Below are 22860 nucleotides of genomic sequence, written 5' to 3'. Positions count from 1 at the left end.
GTGGTTCAGGACTGGGCGGCGAGTGCCGCGACGGCCCGCTGCACGAGCGCGGGCAGCACCTGGACCCGGTAGCGTCCCGGCGCGTCCGCCCCGTCCCGGCCTTCGAAATCGCCGGCGGCCGCCTTCGCCATCTCCGCCGCCGCATCGGCATCGAGCGGCGTGCCGACCAGCGCCGCCTCCAGCGACGTCCACCGCCGGGCGACCGGCTCCACCGATCCCACTGCCACCGCGGCCCGGCTGATCAGGCCTCCCGCGTCGGTCGCGGCGAGAAGGTCGACGATCGCGACCGGATAGTCGCCGGCAACCCTGAGCGGCAGCCGCGCATGGGCCGATCGCCAGGTCCCGCGCGGCACCACCACCCGGGCAATCAGCGTGGACGGCGCGAGGGCCGCCCGGTCTGTCAGAAAGGCCTCGAAGCCGATCCGCCGCGCACCGTCCGGACCTTCGAGCTCGATTTCGGCGTCCGCGGCCAGAAGCGCGGGGACCAGATCGGCCGCGGCGAAACCCGCCGACGCGATGTTGCCGCCGACCGTGGCGACGGCCCGTACCGCCCGGTTCGCGGACCGGCCGGCCGCGTCGGCGAGGCCCCGGCATTCGGGCAGCGGCGCAAGCGCTGCCGCAAGCTCGGCATGGGTCGCGCCGGCGCCGATCCGGATTTCGGCGTCGCCGATTTCGATGGTCTTCAGGTCGGCGATCCGTCCGAGCGCCACATAGGTCCGGGGATGGGTCTCCCCCCTCAGCGGCGCCCGCATCAGCCAGGTGGCGCCCGCCATCGGCCGCGCCTCCGGCGTCTCCGCCAAAAGGGCGACGGCCTCCGGCAGGCTGGTGGGCAGCAGCAGGCGCGGCGCCCCGTCCGGCGCCGGCGCGCTCATGCCCGCCCCATGATCATGCGGTAGCGGACCTGGTCGAACACCACGGCCAGGATCAGCACCCCGCCGAGGAGCACCATCTGCATGTAGGACGACACCTGCGCCAGGTTCATGCCGTTCTGGGCGAGGGTGATGAAGATCGCGCCGAGCACCACATTCTCCACCCGGCCGATGCCGCCGCGCAGCGACACGCCGGCGATCACGCAGGCGGCGATCGATTCCAGCGCGATCGTGCCGCCGAGATTTGCCTCGCCGCTTTCCACCCGCGCCGTCAGCAGGAGCCCCGTCAGCGACGCGATCAGCGCGCACAGCCCGTAGGCCACGATCAGCGTCTTCTTGGTGTCGATCGCCGACAGCTTGGCCGCCTTCTCGTTGCCGCCGACGGCGTAGATGTGCGCACCGACCCGGGTGCGGTCCATCAGCACCCACATCGCCGCGATCGCCACCAGCGCGATCAGGACCGGAACCGGGATCCCCCAGACGCGGCCGAAGCCGAACACGTTGCCGAAATCGAAAGGCATGCCCGACACCGGCACGCCGCCGGTCAGGAACAGGGAGATGCCCGCGACCACGGAGCTGACGCCGAGCGTCATGATGAAGGGAGAGACGCCGAAATAGGCAACGCCCGCGCCGTTGACGAAGCCGACGACCGCCGCCGCCAGAAGGCCCGCCAGACAGCCTGCGAAGATCACCAGCCAGACCGCGTCGGGGAACATCCCGATCAGCGCGACCATGACCAGCGCCGAGGTCACCGAAGTCAGCGCGATCACCGCGCCCACGGAGAGGTCGAAACCGCCGGTGATCAGCACCAGCATCTGCCCCATGGAGACCAGCAGCAGATAGACCGACTGGCGAAAGACGTTCATGAAGTTGTTCACCGCCAGGAACCTGTCGGAGAGCAGCGAGAACGTCACGATCGCGATCACCAGGAAGAACGGCAGCACGCCGAGGCGCAGAAAGATGCTTCTGAACACCCGGACGATACCTGGCAGGCTGTCGCCCTGACGGCCTGCGGTCGCGGATCCACTCATGCGGCTTGTCCTTGTTCGTCGAAGAAATGCCCCAGAACGTTGGCTTCGGTGATCTCCTCTCCGCTGAGTTCGGCGGCAATGCGCCCCTTGGAGAAGACCACGAGCCGGTGGGCCAGATTCATGACCTCCGGCAGATCGGAGGAAATCGCGATGACGGCCTTTCCGGCCTCGGTCAGGTCGCGCATCAGCCGGTAGATTTCCGAGCGCGCACCCATGTCGACGCCGACGGTCGGCTCGTCGAGGATGTAGATCTCGTAGTCCTGGCCGAGGCCGCGGCCGAACAGGGTCTTCTGCTGGTTACCGCCGGAAAGCTGCGCCGCCTTGCGGGGCCGGTAGGTCTCCGGCAGCGCCACCTGGTCGGCGATCGCCTCGACGCGCTTGCCGATCGTGCGCCAGGGGAGCCAGCCGAGCCTGCCCCGCACGCCGGGCAGGACGCCCTGGCTCAGGTTCTCGCGGACCGAAAAGGTCATCTGCAGACCCTCGGCCTTGCGGTCGGCGGTCAGATAGTAGACCCCGGCCCCCATCATCTGCCGGGTCGAGTGGCCGGTCACGTCGGCGCCGTCGAGCGTCACCCGGCCGGCTTCGATCTTCTCCAGCCCCATCAGCGCCCGGAAGCAGCGCGACTTGCCGGACCCGACCAGCCCGGCCACGCCGAGCACCTCGCCGGGACGGACCTCGAGGCTGACGCCTTCCACGCCCGGCGCGCGCAGGTCCTCGACCTTCAGCACCACCGGCCCCGGGTTGCGGGCGATCTTCGGATAGATCTCGGCGATGGAGCGCCCGGTCATCATCTCGACCAGCCGCGCCTCTGTCGTCTCGCCGATATCGACGGTGCCGATCTTCGCGCCGTCGCGCAGCACGGTCACCCGCTCGGCGATGCGGGCGAATTCCTGCACCCGGTGGGAGATGTAGATGATGCCGACGCCGCGGTCCTTCATCTTGGCGATCACCTTGAACAGGTGGTCGACCTCGTGGTTCGTCAGCGACGCCGTTGGCTCGTCGAGGATCAGGATCGAGACGTCGCTGTGGAACGCCTTGGCGATCTCGACCATCTGCTGCTGGGCGCGCGACAGCCGCGCCACCGTCTCGCGGGGGTCGATATCGAATTCCAGCTCGGCGAACAGCTCCCGGGCGCGCCGGCGCATGGCGCCCAGATCCTTGAACGGCCCGTGTCCGGGCTCGTCGCCGAGGAAGATGTTTTCGGCAACCGACATGGTCGGCACCAGCGAGAATTCCTGGAAGACGGCGGAGATGCCCTTCTCCCGGGCATCGCCCACGGAGCGGAACTCCACCGGTTCGCCGCGGACCGTCAGCACGCCGTCGGACGGCGCGGAGGCGCCTGCAATCATCGAGATCAGGGTCGACTTGCCCGCACCGTTCTCTCCGAACAGCACGTGGACTTCGCCGGCCCTCAGATCGAAGTCCACGTTGTCGAGCGCGACGACGCCGGGATAGCGCTTGGTCAGGCCCCTGGCCTCGATCAGCAACTCGGAGGAAGCCTCGGTCATGGTCGCTCGGTCCCCGCGGACGGAAGGGTGAACGCGCAGCGGCCGGGACCCTCTTGGGCCCCGGCCGCCGTAGGTCGCTTATTCGACCGAGAAGACCGGGCTGAAGCCCTGCGGCGGGAGGATGTTCTCGCGCGCGATCTCGCCGATGTTCTCCTCGTCGACGACGAAGATCTTCGGACCGACGTGCTTCACGTAATCCTTGCCTTCCAGGATGCGGACCGCCTGGTCGACGGCGATACGGCCCTGAATGACCATGGAGTCGGCCGGGGCGGCGGCGATGAAGCCGCGCTCGATGCCCTGGTAGACGCCCGGGGTCATGTAGAAGGAGACGATGTCCACGTCGCCCATCAGGCCGCGCTCGCGCAGAAGGCCCTGGGCCGCTTCGGCGGTCACGGCCGTGCCGGCGATGTACTTCACGTCGGGATTGGCCTGCAGCACGTCTTCCACCAGCCGCTGCTGGGCTTCCTTCCCGGTGTCGCCGTAGCGCGGCTCCAGCACGGTGAGCGCGGAGCCTTCCACCGCGTCCATGAACCCTTGGTGCGCGGCTTCCACCCAGCCGGCGCCGGCCGGTCCGGGGAACCACCCGACCTCGGCGCTCTCGCCGCCTTCGGGATGCTGCGCGGCCAGGTACTTACCGGCCTCGTTGCCCATCGTGTAGAAAGACACCAGCGACTTGGCCGAAAGATCCGGCGACGACATGCCGTTGATCACGTCGATCACCGGAATGTCCTTCTCCTTCAACTCGCCGACCAGGTTGTTCAGGCCGTCATAGGAGATCGCGCCGATGATGACGGCGTCGGCACCGCCGGCAACGCAGTCCTCGATCTGGTTGATCTGGTTGGTGAGCTCGGTATAGCCGCCGGCCTCGACGATGTTGGCCTTCACGCCGAGACGCTTGGCCTCTTCCACAACGCCGTAGTCGACGCCGAGCCAGTAGGCGTCCTTCATGTGCGGGAACGAGACACACAGGTTCCAGGCCTGTTCGGCCTTTTCCAGCGGCTCGTAGGTGACGGCCTTGGTCTCGCCGTCGGTCGAGAAGGCCGGGGTGACCTCCTCGGCCTCGTAGGGGTACCAGGTGTCGGCCGCCATCGCGGGGGTCGCGAAGGCAGCGCCGAGCACGAGGGCAGCGGTCATCTGTCTCATGGTCATGGTTTTCTCTCCGGTCGGCTTATCGATTTTTTGGGTTATGCGAGCTCTTTCTTGAGCTCCTGGTAGAGGCGCGTGCGATCGGCACGGGCCGTCAAAGCCTCGTCCATGGTGACCGGGACGAAGCGGGTCGGCGTGTGCGGCTGGAGCTGGCCGATCAGATCCATGTCCGCGGAAATCACGGCGCCGAGGGTGAAGTAGCCACCGCCCGAGACGGCATCGCGGTGGAGCACGATCGGCTCCTTGCCGCCAGGCACCTGAACCGAGCCGTAGCTGTAGCAGCCGTCGACGATATTGGAGGGATCGGAGCCGGCGCCGAACGGCTGTTCGCGCTCCACGAAGCTCATCTCGCGGCCACCGCGGAAGCGCACGCCCATGCGGTCGGCTTCCGGCGCCACCTTCCACTCGTCCTCGAAGAAGTTGCGGCCGGCCTCTTCCGTCAGAAGACGCCAGTAGAGGCCCGGCAGGACCCGAAGCTCGGCCGGATTGCCCGGCAGGCGCCGGAGCTTCTCGGGAACCGAACGCCCTTCCCGGCCCGGCTTGCCATCGCCGAGCGGCAGCATGTCGCCGATGCCGACGGCGCGGCCGTCGACCCCGCCGAGCGCACCGATCAGGTAGGTCGAGCGGCTGCCCAGATAGGACGGCACCGCGATGCCTCCGGAGATCGCGATGTAGGCGCGGGCGCCGGCGCGCAGATAGTCGAACGAGACCACCTGCCCGGCCTTCACCTTGAACGCCGTCCAGGTCGGCTGTTCCTCGCCGTCCACCTTGGGCGGAATGTCGGCGCCGGTGACGGCAACCGTCGCGTCGGATTCGAACTCCAGCGTCGGGCCCATGAAGGCGCTTTCCAGGACGGCCGCGCCCTCGTCGTTGCCGACGAGCAGGTTGGCGGCGCGCACCGCCAGCCGGTCCATGCCGCCCGAGATCGGGATGCCGAGATGGAAATAGCCCGGCCGGCCCAGGTCCTGAATGGTGGTGAACAGTCCGGGGTTGACGACTTTAACCGACATTGAGCGCCCCCATCAGCTTGGCGTTGGTGCCGTCGTGATCGGCTTCGAACGCTTCGAGGTCGAATTCGACCTCCTTGATCTTCGGGGTGAACCGATTGGCTTCGACCTCGGCGAGGATGGAATCGTACTCGTCCCGGTCGATCGGCGAGAACTTCACGATGTCGCCGGGCTTGAAGAAGACCATGAAGTCCTTGAGGTAGCTGGTCTCCTGCTTCGGATCGAAGATCGTCACCGGGGTGATGCCGAACATCTGGTAGCCGCCGGCGCCGCGCACGGAATAGATGCAGGAGAAGCAGCCGCCGTAGCCGACCGTCTGCTTCGGCGTGTCGGTGCGCGGACGCACATATTTCGGCACTTCGAGCTGCTTCTTGCGCTCCACCAGCTGGTAGAGGAACGGCAGGCCGGACACGAACCCGACCATCGAGACGAACCACGGAGCCGAGTGATGCGCCGTGATGAAGTCGGCGACCGTGTCGAAGCCGTTGATGCGCGCGGCGTAGTCGAGGTCGGAGCCGTTCGGGTCCTGATGCCGGTCGCGGAACCGCATCAGCGTCTCGTGGGTCCACGGGTCCTGATAGTAGACCGGGAACTCCACGATGCGGGTCTTCAGCCGCTTCTCCGCCTTCTCCGCGTGGGATTCCAGCGCCTTGATCTCGGCCATCATGTCGTCCGGCTTGATCCGGTCCGGGTCGAACTTGACCTGGAAGCTGGCGTTGGCCGGGCAGATTTCGGTGACCCCGTCGATGGCGGCGTCGCGCACCGCGTTGGACATCGACAGCGCCTTGAAGAAGGCTTCGAGCGACATCTCTTCGTCCATTTCGACGAAGACGTGCTCGTCACCCCCAAACGAATACCGTGTCTTCATAGCCTCCTCCACGTCGGGTCTCGGTCACTCGGCGGCCAGCGGCGCGGCCTCAAGCCAGGGCTCCAGGAACTGGGTGTGAAAGGCGCCGGCCCGGACGCTGTCGTCCCGGGCGAGCGCCTTGTGCAGCGCGATCGTGGTCTTCGGGCCGACGATGGTGAGCGTCTCCAGCGCCGCCGCCATGGCGTCGATCGCCGCGTCGCGGGTCGGCGCATGCACGATCAGCTTGCCCAGAAGCGAGTCGTAGAAGGGCGGGATCGCGTAGCCCTCGTAGAGCATGGTGTCGAAACGCACCGCGTCCGAGGTCGGCAGCACCAGCTTCTCCACCACGCCCGGCGACGGCATGAACTGCATCGCCGGGTCTTCGGCGTTGATGCGCACCTCGATGGCATGGCCGGAGAGCGTCACGTCGTCCTGCGAGAACGACAGCTTTTCGCCGCCCGCGATCTTCAGCATCTCCGCGACCAGATCGATCCCGGTGACCATCTCCGTCACCGGATGCTCGACCTGGATGCGGGTGTTCATCTCGATGAAGAAGAACTCGCCGGCGGCCTCGTCGAACAGGAACTCCACCGTGCCGGCGCCGCGATAGGCGACGCTGCGGGCGAGATCGGCGGCGGACGTACAGATCTTCTCGCGCATCGCCGGGTCCAGGCAGGCGGCGGGCGCCTCCTCCCAGACCTTCTGGCGGCGGCGCTGCAGCGAGCATTCGCGCTCGAAGCAGTGGATCGCATCGCGCCCGTCGCCGAGGATCTGCACCTCGATGTGGCGCGGCTGGCTCACCACCCGCTCCAGATAGAGGCTGCCGTCGCCGAAGGCCGCCTGGGCCTCGGCGCGGGCCTGGGGCGCAATCCGGCGCAGTTCGTCCTCGTCGGCCGCAATCCGGATCCCGCGCCCGCCACCGCCGGCGGCCGCCTTCACCATCACCGGATAGCCGACCGTCCGCGCCGCCTCGACCGCAGCCTCCTCGTCGGCGACGAGCCCGTCGGAGCCCGGCACCACCGGCACGCCGGCTTCCTTGGCCGCTTCGCGCGCCGCGGCCTTGTCGCCCATCCGCGCAATCGTCTTGCCCGAAGGTCCGACGAAGATCAGGCCGGCTTCCTCCACCGCGTTGGCGAAAGCCGCGTTTTCCGACAGGAACCCGTAGCCCGGATGGACCGCATCGCATCCCGCGTCCTTGGCCGCCGCAATCAGCGCAGCGCCGTTCAGATAGGACTTGGCGGCCTGGGGCGGGCCGACGCAGACCGCCTTATCGGCGAGCCGGACGGCGAGCATGTCCGCGTCGGCCTCCGAATAGGCCTGGACGGTCTCGATCCCGAGAGCCTGCGCGGCGCGAACGACCCGCACCGCGATCTCGCCGCGATTGGCTACGAAGAGGCGCCGAATGGCCATCGCTCAGTCGTCCAGCTCGGCGATGACCGCGCCGGCCATGATCGGCTCCTCGTTCTCGACCTTGAAGGCCTTGAGGGTGCCGGCGGCGTCCGCCTTGACCTCGATGAACGACTTCATCACCTCCACGAGGCCGATGACGTCGTCCACCGCGACGCTGTCGCCCACTTCCTTGTAGGGAGCCGCGTCCGGCGACGGGCGCCGGTAGAAGGTTCCCGGGATGGGGGAGCGGATTTCTGCCATGTCGTGTCCTCCGGAAAGGGGTTGAGCCCGGATCAGGCCGCCGCGGCCATCACCTCGGCGGCGGGCATGAGCTTGATGCCGTTGCCGGTCAGCGCATCCCGGATCGCCCGGCCGATCGCTAGTGCGCCGGGAGTATCGGAATGGAAGCAGATCGACTCGAACTCGATGTCGATGTCGGCGCCGGATTGGGTCTTCACCTTGCCGGTCTGGCAGGCGCGCACACAGCGGTCGGCGACCTCTTTGGGATCCAGCGCCCGCATGCGCCGGGTGAAGACGATCGAGCCGCTGTCGTCATAGTCGCGGTCGGCATAGAACTCGCGCACCGCCGGCACCCCGGCAGCACCCGCGACCCGGTAGGTCTCCGAGGTGCCCATGCAGAAGATCGCGGTGCCGGGGCTCGACCGGGTCAGCGCCTCGACGATCAGCCCGGACAGCTCCGTGTTGCGGGCGGCTTCCATGTAGAGCGCGCCGTGGGGCTTCACGTGCTGCACGTTGCCGCCGTGGCGGCGGGTGAATTCCCGGAGCGCGCCGAGCTGATAGAGAACGTCGTTGACCAGTTCTTCCGGCTTCGCCTCGATCCGGCGCCGGCCGAAGCCCTGCAGGTCCCGGTAGGCCGGATGGGCGCCGATGCCGATCCCGCGGGCGACGGCGCCCTGGACCACGGCGTTCATGATCGTCGGATCGCCGGCATGGAAGCCGGTGGCGATGTTGGCGGACGTGATGAGATCCATCAGCTCGTCGTCGGGAGCCTCGCTGATCGTCCATTGGCCGAACGATTCCCCGAGGTCGCAATTCAGGTCGACGACGCTTCGAACCACGCTAGAGCCTCCCTGCTTTCCGGTATGTGACCGGACCTCCGTCGTGTGGATGCCCAATGGTTCCCCAGAGGCCATTTCCTGATCAAATTCGTTTTATTGAAAACCTGCGTTCAGCATTTTCGCATTTGCCGACAATGGTGCGCCGCACAGATCAGGTCGGAACGCGAAAAATTCCCGGTATTGCGCCCCTTCAACTCAAGGTGCATTATCTGTTTTTCCGAACATGCAGTTTCGCATGATCGGCGATGCGGCAGGCGGTGCATGAATTTTCGGCAGGTAAAATATTTCGTGGCGACCGCGGAGCTGGGTCAGGTCTCCCGCGCTGCAATGGAGCTTTCGATCTCCCAGTCGACCATCACGACGGCGATCAAGGATCTGGAAGCCGAACTCGGGGTCCGGCTGTTCGCCCGCACCGCCCACGGCATGGACCTCACCCCGGCCGGCCGCCGCTTCCTGGAAAAGGCCTACCGGCTGCTCGCCACCGTCGACGAAGCCCTTCATTCCACAAGCGAAAACGAGGAAATCAGCGGCACGATCTCGGTCGCGGCCACCTACACCGTGATCGGCTACTTCCTGCCCCAGCATCTGGAGCAGCTGGAGCGGCGCTACCCCAATCTCACCATCCGCCTCTACGAACTGACCCGGGAGATGATCGAGGACGGGCTGATCACCAACCGGTTCGACATGGCGGTGCTTCTGACCTCCAACGTGGCCAATCCGGAACTGACCACCGAAACCCTGATCAGCTCCCAGCGCCGCATCTGGGTCCCCTCGGGCCATCGTTTTCTTCAAATGGAAAACGTCAGCTTCAAGGAAATCGCGGAAGAAGCCTACATCATGCTCACGGTCGACGAGGCGGCCCACACGGCACTGCGCTACTGGAACCAGACCGAGCACCAGCCGCAGATCCGGCTGCGCACCTCGTCGATCGAGGCGGTCCGCTCCATCGTCGCCAACGGACAGGGCATCGCCATTCTTTCCGACATGGTCTACCGGCCCTGGTCGCTGGAGGGAAAGCGGATCGAGACGATCATCCCGAGCCAGCCGATCCCGGCCATGGACGTGGGTCTGGCCTGGCGCAAGGGCAGCGAGCTCACCCCCGCCATGCGTCTCCTGCGGGAATATTTCCGCTCGGAGTGCCAGGTGCCGCACTCCATGAACACCCGCTGATCAGCGTCGCCTGGCGTCCGCGGGCTGCCGCTCCAGCCTCGGCAGGGCGTCCACGAGCGCGCGGGTGTAGTCGGTCTCGGGCGCGTCGAACAGGCGCCCGCACGGCCCCTCCTCGACGATCCGCCCCCGGCGCAGAACCAGCGCGCGGTCGCATATCCTGCGCACAACCGCCAGATCGTGGCTGACGAACAGCATCGACAGGCCGAGATCGCGCCTGAGCCCGTCCAGGAGGGCGAGGATCTCCGCCTGGACCGACACGTCCAGCGAGGCGGTGGGCTCGTCGAGGACCAGGAGTTTCGGGCGAAGCGCAAGTGCCCGGGCGATGCCGACCCGCGCCATCTGCCCCTGGGAGAGTTCGTGCGGCCGCCGGTCGAGCAGCGCCCGGTCCAGCCGGACCTGGCCGGCCAGCTCCGCGATCCGCCCATCAAGGTCCGACCCGCGCAGGCGGTCCATCCGGGCGAGCGGGTCGGCGAGGGTTTCGAACGCCGTCCGGCGCGGGTCCAGGCTCTCGCCCGGGTCCTGGAACACGAGCTGGATCCGGCGCCGCTCGGGTGCGGCGTGAAAACGGCGATGGGAAACGGCAGCGATATCGGTTCCCTCGAAGCGGATGGCGCCCGCATCGGCATCGGCGAACCGCGCCACGAGGCGCGCGATCGTGCTCTTGCCGGCCCCGGACTCCCCGACCAGCCCGAGGCTCTCGCCGCGCGCCAGCCGGAACGACACCCGGTCGACGGCAAGGGTCTCCCCGTAGCGCTTGACCAGATCGGCCACCTCCAGCAGCGGCTCCGCGCCCTCCTCGACCGGTTGGACCGGCAGCTGCGCCCGTGCACCCGCCCCGATGCTCGGGGCATTCATTGTCGGCGTCGCGGCGATCAGCCGCCGGGCCGCCGCGCTCGCCGGGCGGGCGAGCACAGCGTCCACCGGCCCCTCCTCCACCACACGGCCCGCCTCCATCACCGCGATCCGGTCGGCCCGGGTGCTGGCCAGCGCGATGTCGTGGGTGATCAGCACCAGCGCCATCCCGCGCGCCTTTACCAGATCGCCCAGCAGATCCATGACCGACGCCCCGGTCAGCGTGTCGAGGGCGGTGGTCGGCTCGTCGGCGATCAGAAGCGCCGGATCGCCGGCCATCGCGATCGCGATCATCGCCCGCTGGCACATGCCTCCGGACAGTTCGTGGGCGAACGACCGGGCCACTCGCCCGGGATCGTCGATGCGCACGGCCTCCAGCAGCGACAGCGCCTCATCCGCCGCCTCCCGCCGGCCCACGTCCCGGTGGGCGCGCACGGCATCGGCGATCTGCCGGCCGATCCGGCGAACCGGATTGAGGGCTGCGCGTGGGCTCTGGAAGACCATGCCAACGGTTCCGCCGCGCAGCGCCCGCATCCGCCGCTCCGGTGCGGTCGTCACGTCCTCTCCCGCCAGCCGGATCGTGCCTGCGTCGATCCGGCCGTTCGGGGCGAGCAGGCGCATGACGGCAGCCGCGAGCGTGCTCTTGCCCGATCCGCTCTCGCCGACGATCGCCACCGCTTCGCCGGCCCCGACCGTGACCGAGGCACCCTCCAGAGCCGGGATCGGGCCGGCCCGGTGGCCATAGCTCACCTGCAGCTCGGCGACCTCCAGAACCGGCTCAGCCATGGCCGCCCCGGGGATCGAGGCGATCGCGCAGTCCGTCCGCCAGCACCATGAACGCTATCGAGGCGGCCGCGAGCGCAAGGCCCGGAAAGACCACCAGCCACCAGTGGCCGCTCAGGAGGTACCGGCCACCCTCGGCGATCATCGTGCCCCATTCCGGGGTCGGCGGCTGAACCCCGAGCCCGAGAAAGGAAAGCCCGGCGGCGTTCAGGATCGCCCACGCCAGATTGATGGAGACCTGAACCAGAATGACCGGCAGGACCGCCGGCATGAGACAGGCCAGAACCACGCCGGCCGGTCCCCGGCCGGTCATCCGCGCCGCCTCCACCCAGGCGAGCCCGCGCCGGGCATTCACCTCCGCGCGGGCGAGCCGGATATAGAACGGCAGGTTGATCACCGCCGTGGCGATGACGATGCTCACCGCTCCGCCGCCGAGTGCGGCCGCCAGCGCCAGCGCCAGGACGAACAGCGGGAACGCCAGGATCACGTCGGCGCAGCGTCCGACGACCGTGTCCAGCCATCCGCCGACATAGCCGCTGAAGGCGCCGAGCGCCGTTCCCAGCACGGCCGAGGCGGCCACGGCCGCGACCGCGATCGCGAGATCCAGCCGCGTCGCCACCAGCACACGTGAAAAAACGTCCCTACCGATCCCGTCGGTCCCGAACCAGTGGGCGGCACTCGGCGGCTGCAGGATGGCGGCGGCGTCGGAGGTGAGCGGATCATAAGGCGCCAGCAGCGGTGCGAAGAGCGCCACCACTACCAGAAGCCCGACGAAGGTTCCGGCCGCCGCCATGCCCGGACCCGGACGGCCCCGCGCCGCTGCCATCGATCGATCGGCGCTGTCGGGTGCGCTCATGCCAGCCGCACCCGGGGATCGAGCACGCCATAGAGAAGATCGATGGCGAGGTTCACGACCACGTAGATGCCGGCCATCAGCAGGACAAAGCCCTGCACGGCGGCGAAGTCGCCCGCCATCATCGCGTCGACCGAATAAGACGCGATCCCTGGCCAGGCGAACACCGTTTCCACCAGAACGCTGGCGCCCAGCATCATGGACACCACGAGCCCCGAGGCCGTCAGCACCGGCAGGAGCGCGTTACCGAGCCCGTAGACCGCCACCACCCGCCAGCGGCTCAGCCCGGCGGCGCGCGCGGCGCGGATAAAGTCGCTCCCCATCACGCCCAGCATCGACGTTCGGGTGATGCGCAGGAGCGGCGCCATCACGAACAACGCCAACGTCACGGCGGGCAGCACCAGGTGTCCGGCCGCCGAGCGAACCGCCGCGCCGTTGCCGGCGAGCGTGGCATCGACGAGAAGCAGGCCCGTCACCGGCTCCGGCGGCGTCAGGAAGATGTCGAGCCGGCCGGTCGGATCCGGCGCCCAGCCCAGCAGGTAATAGAACACGTAGACCAGCAGCAGCCCGGTCACGAAGGTGGGCACTGCCACGCCGAGGGTCGCGACCAGCCGCACGGCGTGATCCAGCACCGATCCGGGGCGCAGCGCGGCCATGACCCCCAGCGGCAAGGCCGTCACGAGGGCGAGCGCGAAGGCCGTAACCACCAGTTCCAGCGAGGCCGGCAGGCGCTGCGCCAGGTCGGCGGCCACCGGCTGCCCGGTCATGACGGAGCGGCCGAGATCGCCGCGCGCCAGCCCCTCCAGATAGATCAGGAACTGGGTCGGAATGGACTTGTCCAGCCCGAGACGGCCGCGGATCTCGGCAACCTCCGCCTCACCGGCCGTGGGCGACGAGGCAAGCAGGCTCGCCGGATCGCCCGGCAGCACCCGCATCAGCACGAACGTCACCACCACGACGCCGGCGACCGCCGGCAGCGCCGAGGCGAGCCGCCTTCCGACGGCAGCGAGAAAAGACCTCATCCCCGGCATCGCTCATCCTGCCCGGTCCGCGCGGGTCCTGCGCGGCACCGCACGGCTTCGGTCTCAGTCGCGCCCGAGATCCCGCACGTCGACATAGTAGTGGTACCAGGTGGTGAAGCCGTCGATGTCGGCGCCCATCACCACGTCCTGGGTCGGCTGCCAGAGCAGCGCCATCGGCACCTCGTCGGCCGCGATCGCGATCATCTCCTTGGCCAGACGGTCATAGGTCTCCGGGTCCGGCTCGAACCGCGCCTCCTCGATCAGGGCGTCCACGGTCTCGTTCAACCAGCTCGAAAAATTCCAGCGCGACGAGCCGCTCAGGAAAATCCGGAAGAAATAGTCGGCGGACGGAAACAGCGCGTAGGAGCGCTCCAGCAGCATCGGCAGCGTCTTCTCGGTGATCGCCTCGGCCATCTGCGGGTCCGGCAGCTTGCGCACGTCCACCCGGATTCCGATCCTGGCCAGCGCCTCCTGCACCAGGGCGGCAGCCGGTTCGGCCCAGGACGCCCGGTTGACGGAGTAGGAAAGCGTCGTCTCGAACCCGTCCGGATAGCCGGCCTCGGCGAGCTTCGCCTTCGCCGCCGCAATGTCGGTGTCGAGCGGCAGCGCCTGGGGGAACTGGGCCGAGGGCGGCCCGTCGGTCCACTCCGCCCCGTAGAGCTTGCCGCCGAAGCCGGACACCGCCGCCTGCAGCATCGCCTCATAGGGCAGCGCCAGCGCCACCGCCTGACGCACCAGCGGATCGTCGAACGGCGCCATCTGCGTGTTGAAGATCACCGCCGTGAACGCCGTCGGGCGCGGCGCGGAAATCACCTTCACGTCGTCGGCATCGCGCAGCCGGGCCAGGTCCTCCGGCAGGAGATCCGTGGTCACGTCGGCGTCGCCCCGCTCCACCAGGGCGGCGCGCAGCGCGGGTTCCGGCACGGTCTGCACGATCACGCGCGGAAAGTCCGGCATCTGCCCACCGGTCCATGCGTCGTTGCGCGACAGCACCACCGCCTCGCCCGGCCGGAAGCTCTCCACCTCGTAGGCGCCGCTGCTGGCGGTGTTGGCCTGCAGCCACTCCACGCCCCACGGATCGTCGGGTCCCGCCTCGCGCTTCACCAGCGCGCTGTTGAACATCGGCGCGTAGAGCGAGGCGAGGTTGGCCAGCGCCAGCCGGTCGACATGGGGCAGCGTGATCTCCACCGTCTGCTCATCCACGATCTCGAACTGGTCCGGGCTGGTCAGCGAGCCGGTCTTCAGCTGCGCCTTGGACATGGTTTTGGCGCTGACGGCCCGGTCGAGCGACCATTTCACGTCGTCCGCCGTCACCGGCGACCCGTCCTGCCAGGTGGCGTCCGGGCGCAGATGGACGGTGATCGTCAGCCCGTCGTCGCTGACCTCCACCCGCTCCGCCAGTTCGCCGCGCAATCGCTCGAAGTCGAACACGTAGATTCCGGCCTCGCCCTTCTGCGGCTCGCGCTCGAAGGCCACCAGCCGGTCGTAGGTCGCCGCACTCAACGCGATCGAGGCTGGGGTGGCGCCCAGCGTCATCGGGTCGAGGGTGTTGATGGTGCCGCTCACCACCATGCGCAGGGTCTCGTCCCGCGACTGGGCGGACGCCGTCTCCGGTCCCCAACCCCCGACGGCTGCGACCATGACCGCGACCAGCGATGCGACGGCGATGCGGATGGCCCTCATCATGCCCCTCCCTCATTTATCGAGCCGGAGCCAGCACGCCCCGGACCCGCCCTGATTGACCCCATGACGGCGCCCGACGCAACCGCAATGCGCCGGCCGGCCGGCTCAGAAGGTCGGCGGCGTGCACGCGCTGACCACCTCGCAGGGTTGCGGCCCGACGCAGCGGAACCGGTGCGGCCGCCGGCTTTCGAAATAGTACGCGTCGCCCGGCCCGAGCACCCGGCGCTCCTCGTCCACCGTCACCTCCAGCCGGCCGGACAGCACGATGCCGCCCTCCTCGCCCTCGTGCACCAGCGGCACCTTCCCGGTGTCGGAGCCGGGCTGGTAGCACTCCTTCAGGATCTGCAGGCTGCGCCCGAACATCATCTCGCCGACCTGGCGGAAGGAGATCGGCCCCTTGCCGATCTCGACCAGCTCGTCGGACCGGTAGAAGGCCTTCTGCGGCCGGTCCGGCTCGTAGGCGAAGAATTCCGCCAGCCCGATCGGCAGCCCGTCGAGAATCCGCTTCAGCGCGCCGACCGACGGGTTCGACCCGTTTGATTCGATCAGCGAGATGGTGGAATTTGTAACCCCGACGCGCTTGGCCAGTTCGCGCTGCGACAGGTTGCGCGCCATGCGCAGTTGCCTGAGACGTCCGCCGATATCGATCGGCGCCGGCGGCTGCCCTTTTCGAGTGTTCGACATATCGAAAACCCGCTCCCTCGCATTCAATGTTTTCAGGGAGTTATGCTACGCGAAAAAACGGCTTGTTCGATATGGCAAATCGTGACGTCAATCGAGCAGCCATTGGAGGTCGCCATGAACATCGTGAACAAGCCGAACGCGCCCGTGCTGGACAGCTTCTGGATGCCGTTTACGGCGAACCGGCAATTCAAGCAGGCGCCGCGCCTGCTCGTGTCGGCCGAAGGGATGCACTACACGACCGACGACGGCCGCAAGGTCCTCGACGGCACCGCCGGTCTGTGGTGCGTGAACGCCGGCCACGGCCGCGAGCGGATCGCCACCTCGGTGGGCGAACAGCTGATGCGGCTCGACTATGCGCCGTCGTTCCAGATGGGCCACCCGATCGCCTTCGATCTGGCCGAGCGGCTGGCCGAGATCGCCCCCGGCGAGGGCGACGCCACCCTCGACCGCATCTTCTACACCAACTCCGGTTCCGAATCCGTCGACACCGCGCTGAAGATTGCGCTCGCCTATCAGCGCGCCATCGGCCAGAGCAGCCGCACCCGGCTGATCGGCCGCGAGCGCGGCTATCACGGCGTCGGCTTCGGCGGCATCTCCGTCGGCGGCATCGTCAACAACCGCCGCGTCTTCAGCCAGCTTCCCGGCACCGATCATCTGCGCCACACCCACGACCCGGAGCGCAACAGCTTCGTGAAGGGACAGCCGGAGCACGGCGCCGATCTCGCCGACGATCTGGAGCGGCTGGTGGCGCTGCACGGCGCGGAGACCATCGCGGCCTGCATCGTGGAGCCGGTGGCCGGCTCGACCGGCGTCCTGATCCCGCCGAAGGGCTATCTGGAGCGCCTGCGCGAGATCTGCACCAAGCACGGCATCCTGTTGATCTTCGACGAGGTCATCACCGGCTTCGGGCGCCTCGGCACGCCGTTCGCCGCCGACCGGATCGGTGTCGTCCCGGACCTGATGACCACCGCCAAGGGGCTGACCAACGGCACCGTCCCGATGGGCGCCGTGTTCGCCAGCCGCACCGTCCACGACGCGCTGATGCACGGCCCGGAGGCCGCCATCGAGCTCTTCCACGGCTACACCTATTCCGGCCACCCGGCGGCCTGCGCGGCCGCCATCGCCTCCCTCGACATCTACCAGCAGGAAGGCCTGTTCACCCGGGCGGCCGAGCTGGAGGACGCGTGGCAGACCGCCATTCACGGCCTCAAGACCAAGCCCAACGTGATCGACATCCGCACCATGGGTCTGGTCGCCGGCATCGAGCTCTCGCCGCGTCCCGACGCGGTCGGCAAGCGCGGCTACGAGGTCTTCCTCGACTGCTACCAGAACGGGGTGATGGTCCGCGTCACGGCCGACACGATCGCCCTGTCGCCGCCGCTCATCGTCGAGCCCGATCAGATCGAGCAGATCGCCGCCACCATCGGCGAGGCCCTCGACCGGGTCGGCTAACGCCCCTTCCCCTCAACGAAAAAAGGCCCGCCAGATCCCCGATCTGGCGGGCTTTCTTTTTGGGACCGGACGGCGTCCCGGACTGTCCGTCTTCCGTCGCAGCGCTCAGCGGTCGGACGTTTCCCAGCGCGGATTGATCCAGGGCTCGGCGTTGTCGGCCGGCAGCGGCGGCTTGCCGAGAATGAGATCGGAGGCTTTCTCGCCCACCATGATCGACGGACCGTTCAGGTTGCCGTTGGGGATGCGCGGGAAGATCGACGAATCCACCACCCGCAGCCCGTCCACGCCGATCACCCGGCATTCCGGATCGACCACCGCCATCGGGTCGTCGGCCCGGCCCATCTTCGCCGTTCCGCACGGGTGGTAGGCGCTTTCGGCGTTCTCGGCGATGAAGGCATCGAGCGCCTCGTCGCTCTGGGCGTCGGCGCCCGGCTGGATCTCCTTGCCGCGATAGGGCTCGAACGCCGGCTGGGAAAAGATCTCCCGGGTCAGCCGCACGCAGTGGCGGAAGTCGATCCAGTCCTGCTCCGTGGACATGTAGTTGAAGACGATCCGCGGCGCCTCGGCCGGATCGGCGCTCTTCAGCGTGATCTCTCCGCGCGAGGGTGACCGCATCGGCCCGACATGGGCCTGGAAGCCGTGGCCTTCCGCCGCCGCCTGGCCGTCATAGCGCACCGCGATCGGCATGAAGTGATACTGGATGTCGGGATATTCCACGCCCGGCTTCGACCGCAGGAACGCCGCGCTCTCGAACTGGTTGGAGGCGCCGTGGCCGGTCTTGAAGAACAGCCACTCCGCGCCGACCCGCGCCTTGCCCCAAAGGTTCCAGTATTTGTAGAGCGTGATCGGCTGGGTGCACGCCTGCTGGACGTAGACCTCTAGGTGATCCTGCAGGTTCTTGCCGACGCCCGGACGGTCCGCGACCACGTCGATCCCGTATTCCGAGAGATGCGCACCGGGACCGATGCCGGACAGCATCAGGAGTTTCGGGGTATTGATCGACGAGGCCGACAGGATCACCTCGCGGCGGGCCCGCACCACCTCGACCTTGCCGCCGCGCTCGATCTCCACGCCGACGGCACGCCCGTTCTCGATCACCACTTTGCGGGCGAAGCAGCGCATCAGGTCGAGGTTGGAGCGTTTGAGCGCCGGCTTCAGATAGGCGTTCGCCGTCGACCAGCGCCGCCCTTTCCAGACCGTCTGCTCCATCGGCCCGAAGCCTTCCTGCTTCTCGCCGTTGTAGTCGTCCGTCAGTTCGAAGCCGGCCTGCCGGCCCGCCTCCACGAAGGCGTGGAAGAGCGGGTTGTCGCGCTTGCCGCGCGAAACGTGCAGCGGACCCGACTTTCCACGCCAGTCCGGGTCGCCGCCGTGCCCCCCGTCGTGCCAGTTCTCCATCCGCTTATAGTAGGGAAGCACGTCGGCATAGGCCCAGCCGGTGGCCCCGCTCTCCGCCCAGTGGTCGAAATCGCGCGCGTGGCCGCGCACATAGACCATCCCGTTGATGGACGACGAGCCGCCGATCACCTTGCCGCGCGGCGTCACCAGCCGCCGGCCGCCGAGACCCGGCTCAGGCTCCGATGCGAAGCCCCAGTCGTAGCGGTCCATGTTCATCGGATAGGACAGCGCGGCCGGCATCTGGATGAACGGGCCCACGTCCGAGCCGCCATATTCCAGCACGAGCACGGAATGCTTGCCGTCCTCCGACAGGCGTGCGGCCAATGCCGCCCCGGCGGAGCCGGAGCCGACGATCACGAAATCCACTTCGGTCATATGTCTATTCTCGGTCGCCGGACCCTCGATCCGGCGCCGCCTCGGTTTCAGATCAGTAAGGGCTGTCCACCGGCGCGAGGCCGACATGAATGGTCTTGAGCTGGGAATAGAATTCCATCGCCGCCCGACCGTTCTCGCGACCGAAGCCGGATTGCTTCACGCCGCCGAACGGCGCCTCGACCGGCGTCAGGTTGTAGGCGTTGATCCAGCAGATGCCCGCCTCCAGCGCACCGGCGACCCGGTGGGCGCGGGTGATGTCGCCGGTGAAGACGCCAGCCGCGAGCCCGAACGGCGTCGCGTTGGCGCGCTCCACCGCCTCTTCCTCCGTCTCGAAGGTGAGCAGCGACAGCACCGGCCCGAAGATCTCTTCGCGCGCGATCGTCATCTCGTCAGTGACGTCTGAGAAGATCGTCGGCTCCACGAAGGCGCCCTTGTCGAACAGGCCGCCGGAGGGAACGCCGCCGCCATGGGCCAGCGTCGCGCCCTCGCGCTTGCCGGTCTCGATGTAGCCGAGCACCTTCTCGCGCTGGGCCTCGGAGACCAGCGGCCCCATCTGGGTTTCCGGATCCATCGGATCGCCGAGCCGGATCTCCTTCGTGCGTTCGATCAGCCGCTCCAGGAACCGCTCCTCGAGGCCGGCCTGCACGAACACCCGGGTGCCGTTGGAGCAGATCTGTCCGGCCGAGTAGAAGTTGCCCAGCATCGCGCCGCCGACGGCATCCTCGATGTCGGCGTCGTCGAACACGATCATCGGCGACTTGCCGCCGAGCTCCATGGTCGCGTGGCGCATGCCGGAGGCGGCCGCCGCGTAGACCTTGCCGCCGGTGGGTACCGATCCGGTCAGCGACACCTTCGCCGTCAGCGGATGGGTGGTCAGCGCGGCGCCGACCTCGCCCATGCCCTGGACCACGTTGAACAGGCCCGCCGGGGCGCCTGCCTCCATGAAGATCTCGGCGATCTTCAGGGTCGACAGCGGCGTGAGCTCGGACGGCTTGAACACCATGGCATTGCCGCAGGCGAGTGCCGGCGCCGCCTTCCAGCATGCGATCTGGGTCGGGTAGTTCCACGCGCCGATGCCCACGCACACGCCGAGTGGCTCGCGCACGGTGTAGGCGAAATCGGTGCCCAGCGGCACGGCTTCACCGGCGATCGAGGCCGCCTGGGCGGAGAACCATTCCAGCGCCTCGGCGCCGGAGGTGGCGTCGGCCACCAGCGTCTCCTGGATCGGCTTCGCCGTATCCAGCGCCTCCAGCTCCGACAGCGCCTGGTTGTTGGCGTAGATCAGGTCTGCCGCCTTCCTCAGCACCCGGGCGCGCGCCGCCGGCGGGGTCGCCGCCCACTCCTTCTGGGCCCGGGCGGCGGCCTTCATCGCCTTGTCGATCACCGCCGGCGTGGCGGCGTGCAGGCGCGCGATGACCTCTCCGGTCGCGGAATGGATGCTGTCGAACGGCGTTCCCGCCTCGTCCTCGAGATAGGCACCGTCGACGAAATGGCTGGCTGTTGGCTGTGCGCGCATCGCCTCAATCTCCTCGTGGCCAGCGCTGGGATGCTTCCAGCACGTTCAGGTCCATGTGGTTTCGCATGTAGCGCTCCGACGCCTTCTTCAGCGGCTGGAAGTCCCACGGATAGTAGGAGCCGTTGCGCAGGGCCGCGTACACGACGTGGCGGCGGGCCTGGCTCTGGCGGATCTCCGCGTCATAGGCGGCCATATCCCAGAGCGAGCCCACCTTGCGGGCGAACTCCGCCACCGTGCCGGCATGGGCCGGATCGGCGGCGAGGTTGGTCAGCTCATTCGGATCGGCTTCGAGATCGAACAGCTGCGGCGGGTCGACCTCGCAGTGGACGTATTTCCACTTGCCTTCCCGGATCGCCACCAGCGGCGCGATCGAGCCTTCCGCGGCGTATTCGATGCGGACGGGAATCTCGCGGGACCCGCCGGCCGCGATCGGGACCAGGCTCTCGCCGTCGGTCCACGGCGTCACCTCGCCGAGATCGATGCCGACCAGATCGGCAAGCGTCGGCGCCACGTCCATGGTGGAGACCGGCGCCTCGATCCGGCCGGGCTTCATCTGCGGCGCCGCAACCATCAGCGGCACCCGGGACGAGCCCTCGTAGAAGCTCATCTTGAACCACAGCCCGCGCTCGCCGAGCATGTCGCCGTGGTCGGAGACGAACAGGATGATGGTGTTGTCGGCCTGGCCGATCCCCTCCAGCGCCTCCAGGATCTGGCCGATCTTGTCATCCAGATAGGAGACGTTGGCGAAATAGGCCCGGCGCGAGCGGCGGACATCGTCCTGGGTGATGTCGAAGCTGCGCCAGTCGTTGGCGTCGAAGATCCGCTTCGAATGCGCGTCCTGATCCTCGTAGGGGATCGTGCCAACCTCGGGCTCGAGCCTGTCGCAGTCCTCGTAGAGGTCCCAGAACTTCTTGCGCGCCACGTACGGGTCGTGGGGATGGGTGAACGAGACCGTCAGAAGCCACGGCCGGTCGTCGGCGCGGCGGCCCAGATCGTAGACCTTGCGGATCGCCTCGTAGGCGACCTCGTCGTCATATTCGAGCTGGTTGGAGATCTCGCCGATGCCCGCTCCGGTCACCGAGCCCATGTTGTGGTACCACCAGTCGATGCGCTCGCCCGGCTTGCGGTAGTCCGGCGTCCAGCCGAAATCGGCCGGATAGACGTCGGTGGTCAGCCGCTCCTCGAAGCCGTGGAGCTGGTCCGGACCGACGAAATGCATCTTGCCCGACAGCGTCGTCTGGTAGCCCGCGAGCCGCAGATGGTGCGCGAAGGTCGGCACGTCCGAGGCGAACTCCGCGGCGTTGTCGTAGACCCGGGTGCGGCGCGGCAGCTGGCCGGACATGAAGCTCGCCCGCCCCGGCGCGCACAGCGGCGAGCCGGTGTAGGCGTTGGCGAACCGGGTCGAGCGCTCCGCCAGCTTCTTCAGGTTCGGGGTGTGCAGGAAATCGGCCGGCCCGTCCGGAAACAGGGTGCCGTTCAGCTGGTCCACCATCAAAATCAGTATGTTGGGCTTGCGCGTCATGCGGCGGTGGTCCCTTCGGCCTTGGCGAGGGTGGAAAGGTTGAGGTCGACATAGTCGGAGACCATCCCGGCCGCCTCCTTCCGGTCGACCGGAAAGCCGTGCAGGGCGGCGCGGATGTAGTAGCCGTCGATCATCGCCGCGATGCCGCTGGCGAGCCGGCGCGCGTCCGGCTTCGGCACCAGTTCCTCCAGCGCGAACACGAGGTTGCTGTCGAGCCGGCGCTGATAGACGGTCAGGAGCCGTGCCGCCTCCGCCGAGCGGTGGGCGAGCACGTAGAATGCGAGCCAGGCGCTGACGATCGCGGGATCGAACTGGCTCGGCTCGAAGCAGGCGTCGATGATCGCGTGCAGCCGGTCGCGCGGGTGCTCCGACACATCGTAGCGGTCGCGGACGAGACGGCCGAAATCGTCGAGAATGCTGCGCATCGCCGCCAGGAAGATGGCGTCCTTGGAGCCGAAATAATGATGCGCCAGCGCCGGCGAGACCCCTGCCCGCCGCGCGATGCCGGCGACCGTGACGGCGGTCGAGCCGGTGGCGCCGACCTCGGCGATCGCGGCCTTCACCAGCGCTTCCTTGCGCACCGCCTCCATCCCGATCTTCGGCATCGCTCCCCGTCCGTTGCTCCGACTTCGGGCGCAGCTGCCGCGCATTGATGCACAACCGCCGCGCGACCACCG

At 68.2% G+C, this 22860-nt stretch carries 20 protein-coding genes; 2 read left to right on the top strand and 18 right to left on the bottom strand.

Translation table 11 applies throughout. The features are described 5' to 3' along the window. Nucleotides 1-5: 5 nt before the first annotated feature. The 9 genes from J2S73_RS09390 to J2S73_RS09350 all read right to left on the bottom strand — a co-directional run bounded on the left by J2S73_RS09390 (nucleotide 6) and on the right by J2S73_RS09350 (nucleotide 8876). Nucleotides 6-872 (bottom strand): FAD binding domain-containing protein, encoded by an 867-nt coding sequence (locus J2S73_RS09390; protein WP_306885258.1) that lies wholly within the window; start codon nucleotides 870-872, stop codon nucleotides 6-8. Continuing rightward, on the bottom strand, nucleotides 869-1900 hold the full coding sequence (locus tag J2S73_RS09385) for an ABC transporter permease (protein ID WP_306885256.1): 1032 nt from the start codon (nucleotides 1898-1900) through the stop codon (nucleotides 869-871). Before J2S73_RS09385 ends, J2S73_RS09390 begins: the two co-directional genes overlap by 4 nt. Next, nucleotides 1897-3408 carry a sugar ABC transporter ATP-binding protein gene (locus tag J2S73_RS09380; protein WP_306885255.1) on the bottom strand — a complete coding sequence of 504 codons (1512 nt, stop codon included), beginning with the start codon at nucleotides 3406-3408 and terminating at the stop codon, nucleotides 1897-1899. The genes J2S73_RS09385 and J2S73_RS09380 overlap by 4 nt, the downstream gene beginning before the upstream one ends. 78 nt (nucleotides 3409-3486) lie before the next feature. After that, nucleotides 3487-4557, bottom strand: a complete 1071-nt coding sequence (gene torT, locus J2S73_RS09375; protein WP_370874413.1) for a TMAO reductase system periplasmic protein TorT — start codon at nucleotides 4555-4557, stop codon at nucleotides 3487-3489. Nucleotides 4558-4592: 35 nt separating this feature from the next. Continuing rightward, nucleotides 4593-5564, bottom strand: a complete 972-nt coding sequence (locus J2S73_RS09370; RefSeq protein ID WP_306885254.1) for a 5-oxoprolinase subunit C family protein — start codon at nucleotides 5562-5564, stop codon at nucleotides 4593-4595. Then, nucleotides 5554-6429, bottom strand: a complete 876-nt coding sequence (locus tag J2S73_RS09365; RefSeq protein WP_306885253.1) for a 5-oxoprolinase subunit B family protein — start codon at nucleotides 6427-6429, stop codon at nucleotides 5554-5556. The genes J2S73_RS09370 and J2S73_RS09365 overlap by 11 nt, the downstream gene beginning before the upstream one ends. 24 nt (nucleotides 6430-6453) lie before the next feature. Beyond that, nucleotides 6454-7818, bottom strand: a complete 1365-nt coding sequence (locus J2S73_RS09360; RefSeq protein ID WP_306885252.1) for an acetyl-CoA carboxylase biotin carboxylase subunit — start codon at nucleotides 7816-7818, stop codon at nucleotides 6454-6456. Nucleotides 7819-7821: 3 nt separating this feature from the next. Continuing rightward, on the bottom strand, nucleotides 7822-8058 hold the full coding sequence (locus tag J2S73_RS09355) for an acetyl-CoA carboxylase (RefSeq protein WP_306885251.1): 237 nt from the start codon (nucleotides 8056-8058) through the stop codon (nucleotides 7822-7824). A 32-nt stretch (nucleotides 8059-8090) separates the two neighbouring features. Beyond that, complete coding sequence (locus J2S73_RS09350; RefSeq protein ID WP_306885250.1) at nucleotides 8091-8876, bottom strand: 5-oxoprolinase subunit PxpA; 786 nt, start codon at nucleotides 8874-8876, stop codon at nucleotides 8091-8093. Between the two features lie 261 nt (nucleotides 8877-9137). Here J2S73_RS09350 and J2S73_RS09345 point away from each other — a divergent pair, with 261 nt between their 5' ends. After that, nucleotides 9138-10046 carry a LysR family transcriptional regulator gene (locus tag J2S73_RS09345; protein ID WP_306885249.1) on the top strand — a complete coding sequence of 303 codons (909 nt, stop codon included), beginning with the start codon at nucleotides 9138-9140 and terminating at the stop codon, nucleotides 10044-10046. Here the strand turns inward: J2S73_RS09345 and J2S73_RS09340 are convergent, their stop codons facing one another. The 5 genes from J2S73_RS09340 to J2S73_RS09320 form a co-directional block, all read right to left on the bottom strand. Further along, entirely contained in the window at nucleotides 10047-11684 is a 1638-nt protein-coding gene (locus J2S73_RS09340; RefSeq protein ID WP_306885248.1) for an ATP-binding cassette domain-containing protein, read from the bottom strand. Continuing rightward, nucleotides 11677-12537 carry an ABC transporter permease gene (locus J2S73_RS09335; RefSeq protein WP_370874412.1) on the bottom strand — a complete coding sequence of 287 codons (861 nt, stop codon included), beginning with the start codon at nucleotides 12535-12537 and terminating at the stop codon, nucleotides 11677-11679. The genes J2S73_RS09340 and J2S73_RS09335 overlap by 8 nt, the downstream gene beginning before the upstream one ends. Next, the gene (locus J2S73_RS09330; protein WP_306885247.1) at nucleotides 12534-13565 is read right to left on the bottom strand and encodes an ABC transporter permease; all 1032 of its coding nucleotides are present in this window, start codon (nucleotides 13563-13565) and stop codon (nucleotides 12534-12536) included. The genes J2S73_RS09335 and J2S73_RS09330 overlap by 4 nt, the downstream gene beginning before the upstream one ends. A 54-nt stretch (nucleotides 13566-13619) precedes the next feature. Next, the gene (locus tag J2S73_RS09325; protein WP_306885246.1) at nucleotides 13620-15242 is read right to left on the bottom strand and encodes an ABC transporter substrate-binding protein; all 1623 of its coding nucleotides are present in this window, start codon (nucleotides 15240-15242) and stop codon (nucleotides 13620-13622) included. 102 nt (nucleotides 15243-15344) lie between these two features. Then, nucleotides 15345-15923 carry a cupin domain-containing protein gene (locus tag J2S73_RS09320; RefSeq protein ID WP_306885245.1) on the bottom strand — a complete coding sequence of 193 codons (579 nt, stop codon included), beginning with the start codon at nucleotides 15921-15923 and terminating at the stop codon, nucleotides 15345-15347. 114 nt (nucleotides 15924-16037) lie between these two features. Between J2S73_RS09320 and aptA the strand changes: the two genes are divergently transcribed. Continuing rightward, entirely contained in the window at nucleotides 16038-17375 is a 1338-nt protein-coding gene (gene aptA / locus J2S73_RS09315; RefSeq protein WP_306885244.1) for an omega-aminotransferase AptA, read from the top strand. Nucleotides 17376-17480: 105 nt separating this feature from the next. Here aptA and betA read toward each other — a convergent pair whose 3' ends face one another. The 4 genes from betA to betI are packed head-to-tail and all read right to left on the bottom strand — an operon-like array spanning nucleotide 17481 to nucleotide 22788. Continuing rightward, nucleotides 17481-19145: a choline dehydrogenase gene (gene betA / locus J2S73_RS09310; RefSeq protein WP_306885243.1), complete on the bottom strand. Its 1665-nt coding sequence runs from the start codon at nucleotides 19143-19145 to the stop codon at nucleotides 17481-17483. 52 nt (nucleotides 19146-19197) lie between these two features. Continuing rightward, nucleotides 19198-20661: a betaine-aldehyde dehydrogenase gene (gene betB / locus J2S73_RS09305; RefSeq protein WP_306885242.1), complete on the bottom strand. Its 1464-nt coding sequence runs from the start codon at nucleotides 20659-20661 to the stop codon at nucleotides 19198-19200. A 4-nt stretch (nucleotides 20662-20665) separates the two neighbouring features. Next, on the bottom strand, nucleotides 20666-22183 hold the full coding sequence (gene betC, locus J2S73_RS09300) for a choline-sulfatase (RefSeq protein ID WP_306885241.1): 1518 nt from the start codon (nucleotides 22181-22183) through the stop codon (nucleotides 20666-20668). After that, complete coding sequence (betI, locus tag J2S73_RS09295) at nucleotides 22180-22788, bottom strand: transcriptional regulator BetI (protein WP_306885240.1); 609 nt, start codon at nucleotides 22786-22788, stop codon at nucleotides 22180-22182. The genes betC and betI overlap by 4 nt, the downstream gene beginning before the upstream one ends. Between the last annotated feature and the right edge of the window lie 72 nt (nucleotides 22789-22860).

Source organism: Amorphus orientalis, assembly GCF_030814015.1.
Classification (GTDB): domain Bacteria; phylum Pseudomonadota; class Alphaproteobacteria; order Rhizobiales; family Amorphaceae; genus Amorphus; species Amorphus orientalis.
The sequence above is the reverse complement of the archived record's forward strand: the minus strand, read 5'-3'. Positions and strand labels throughout refer to the sequence as shown.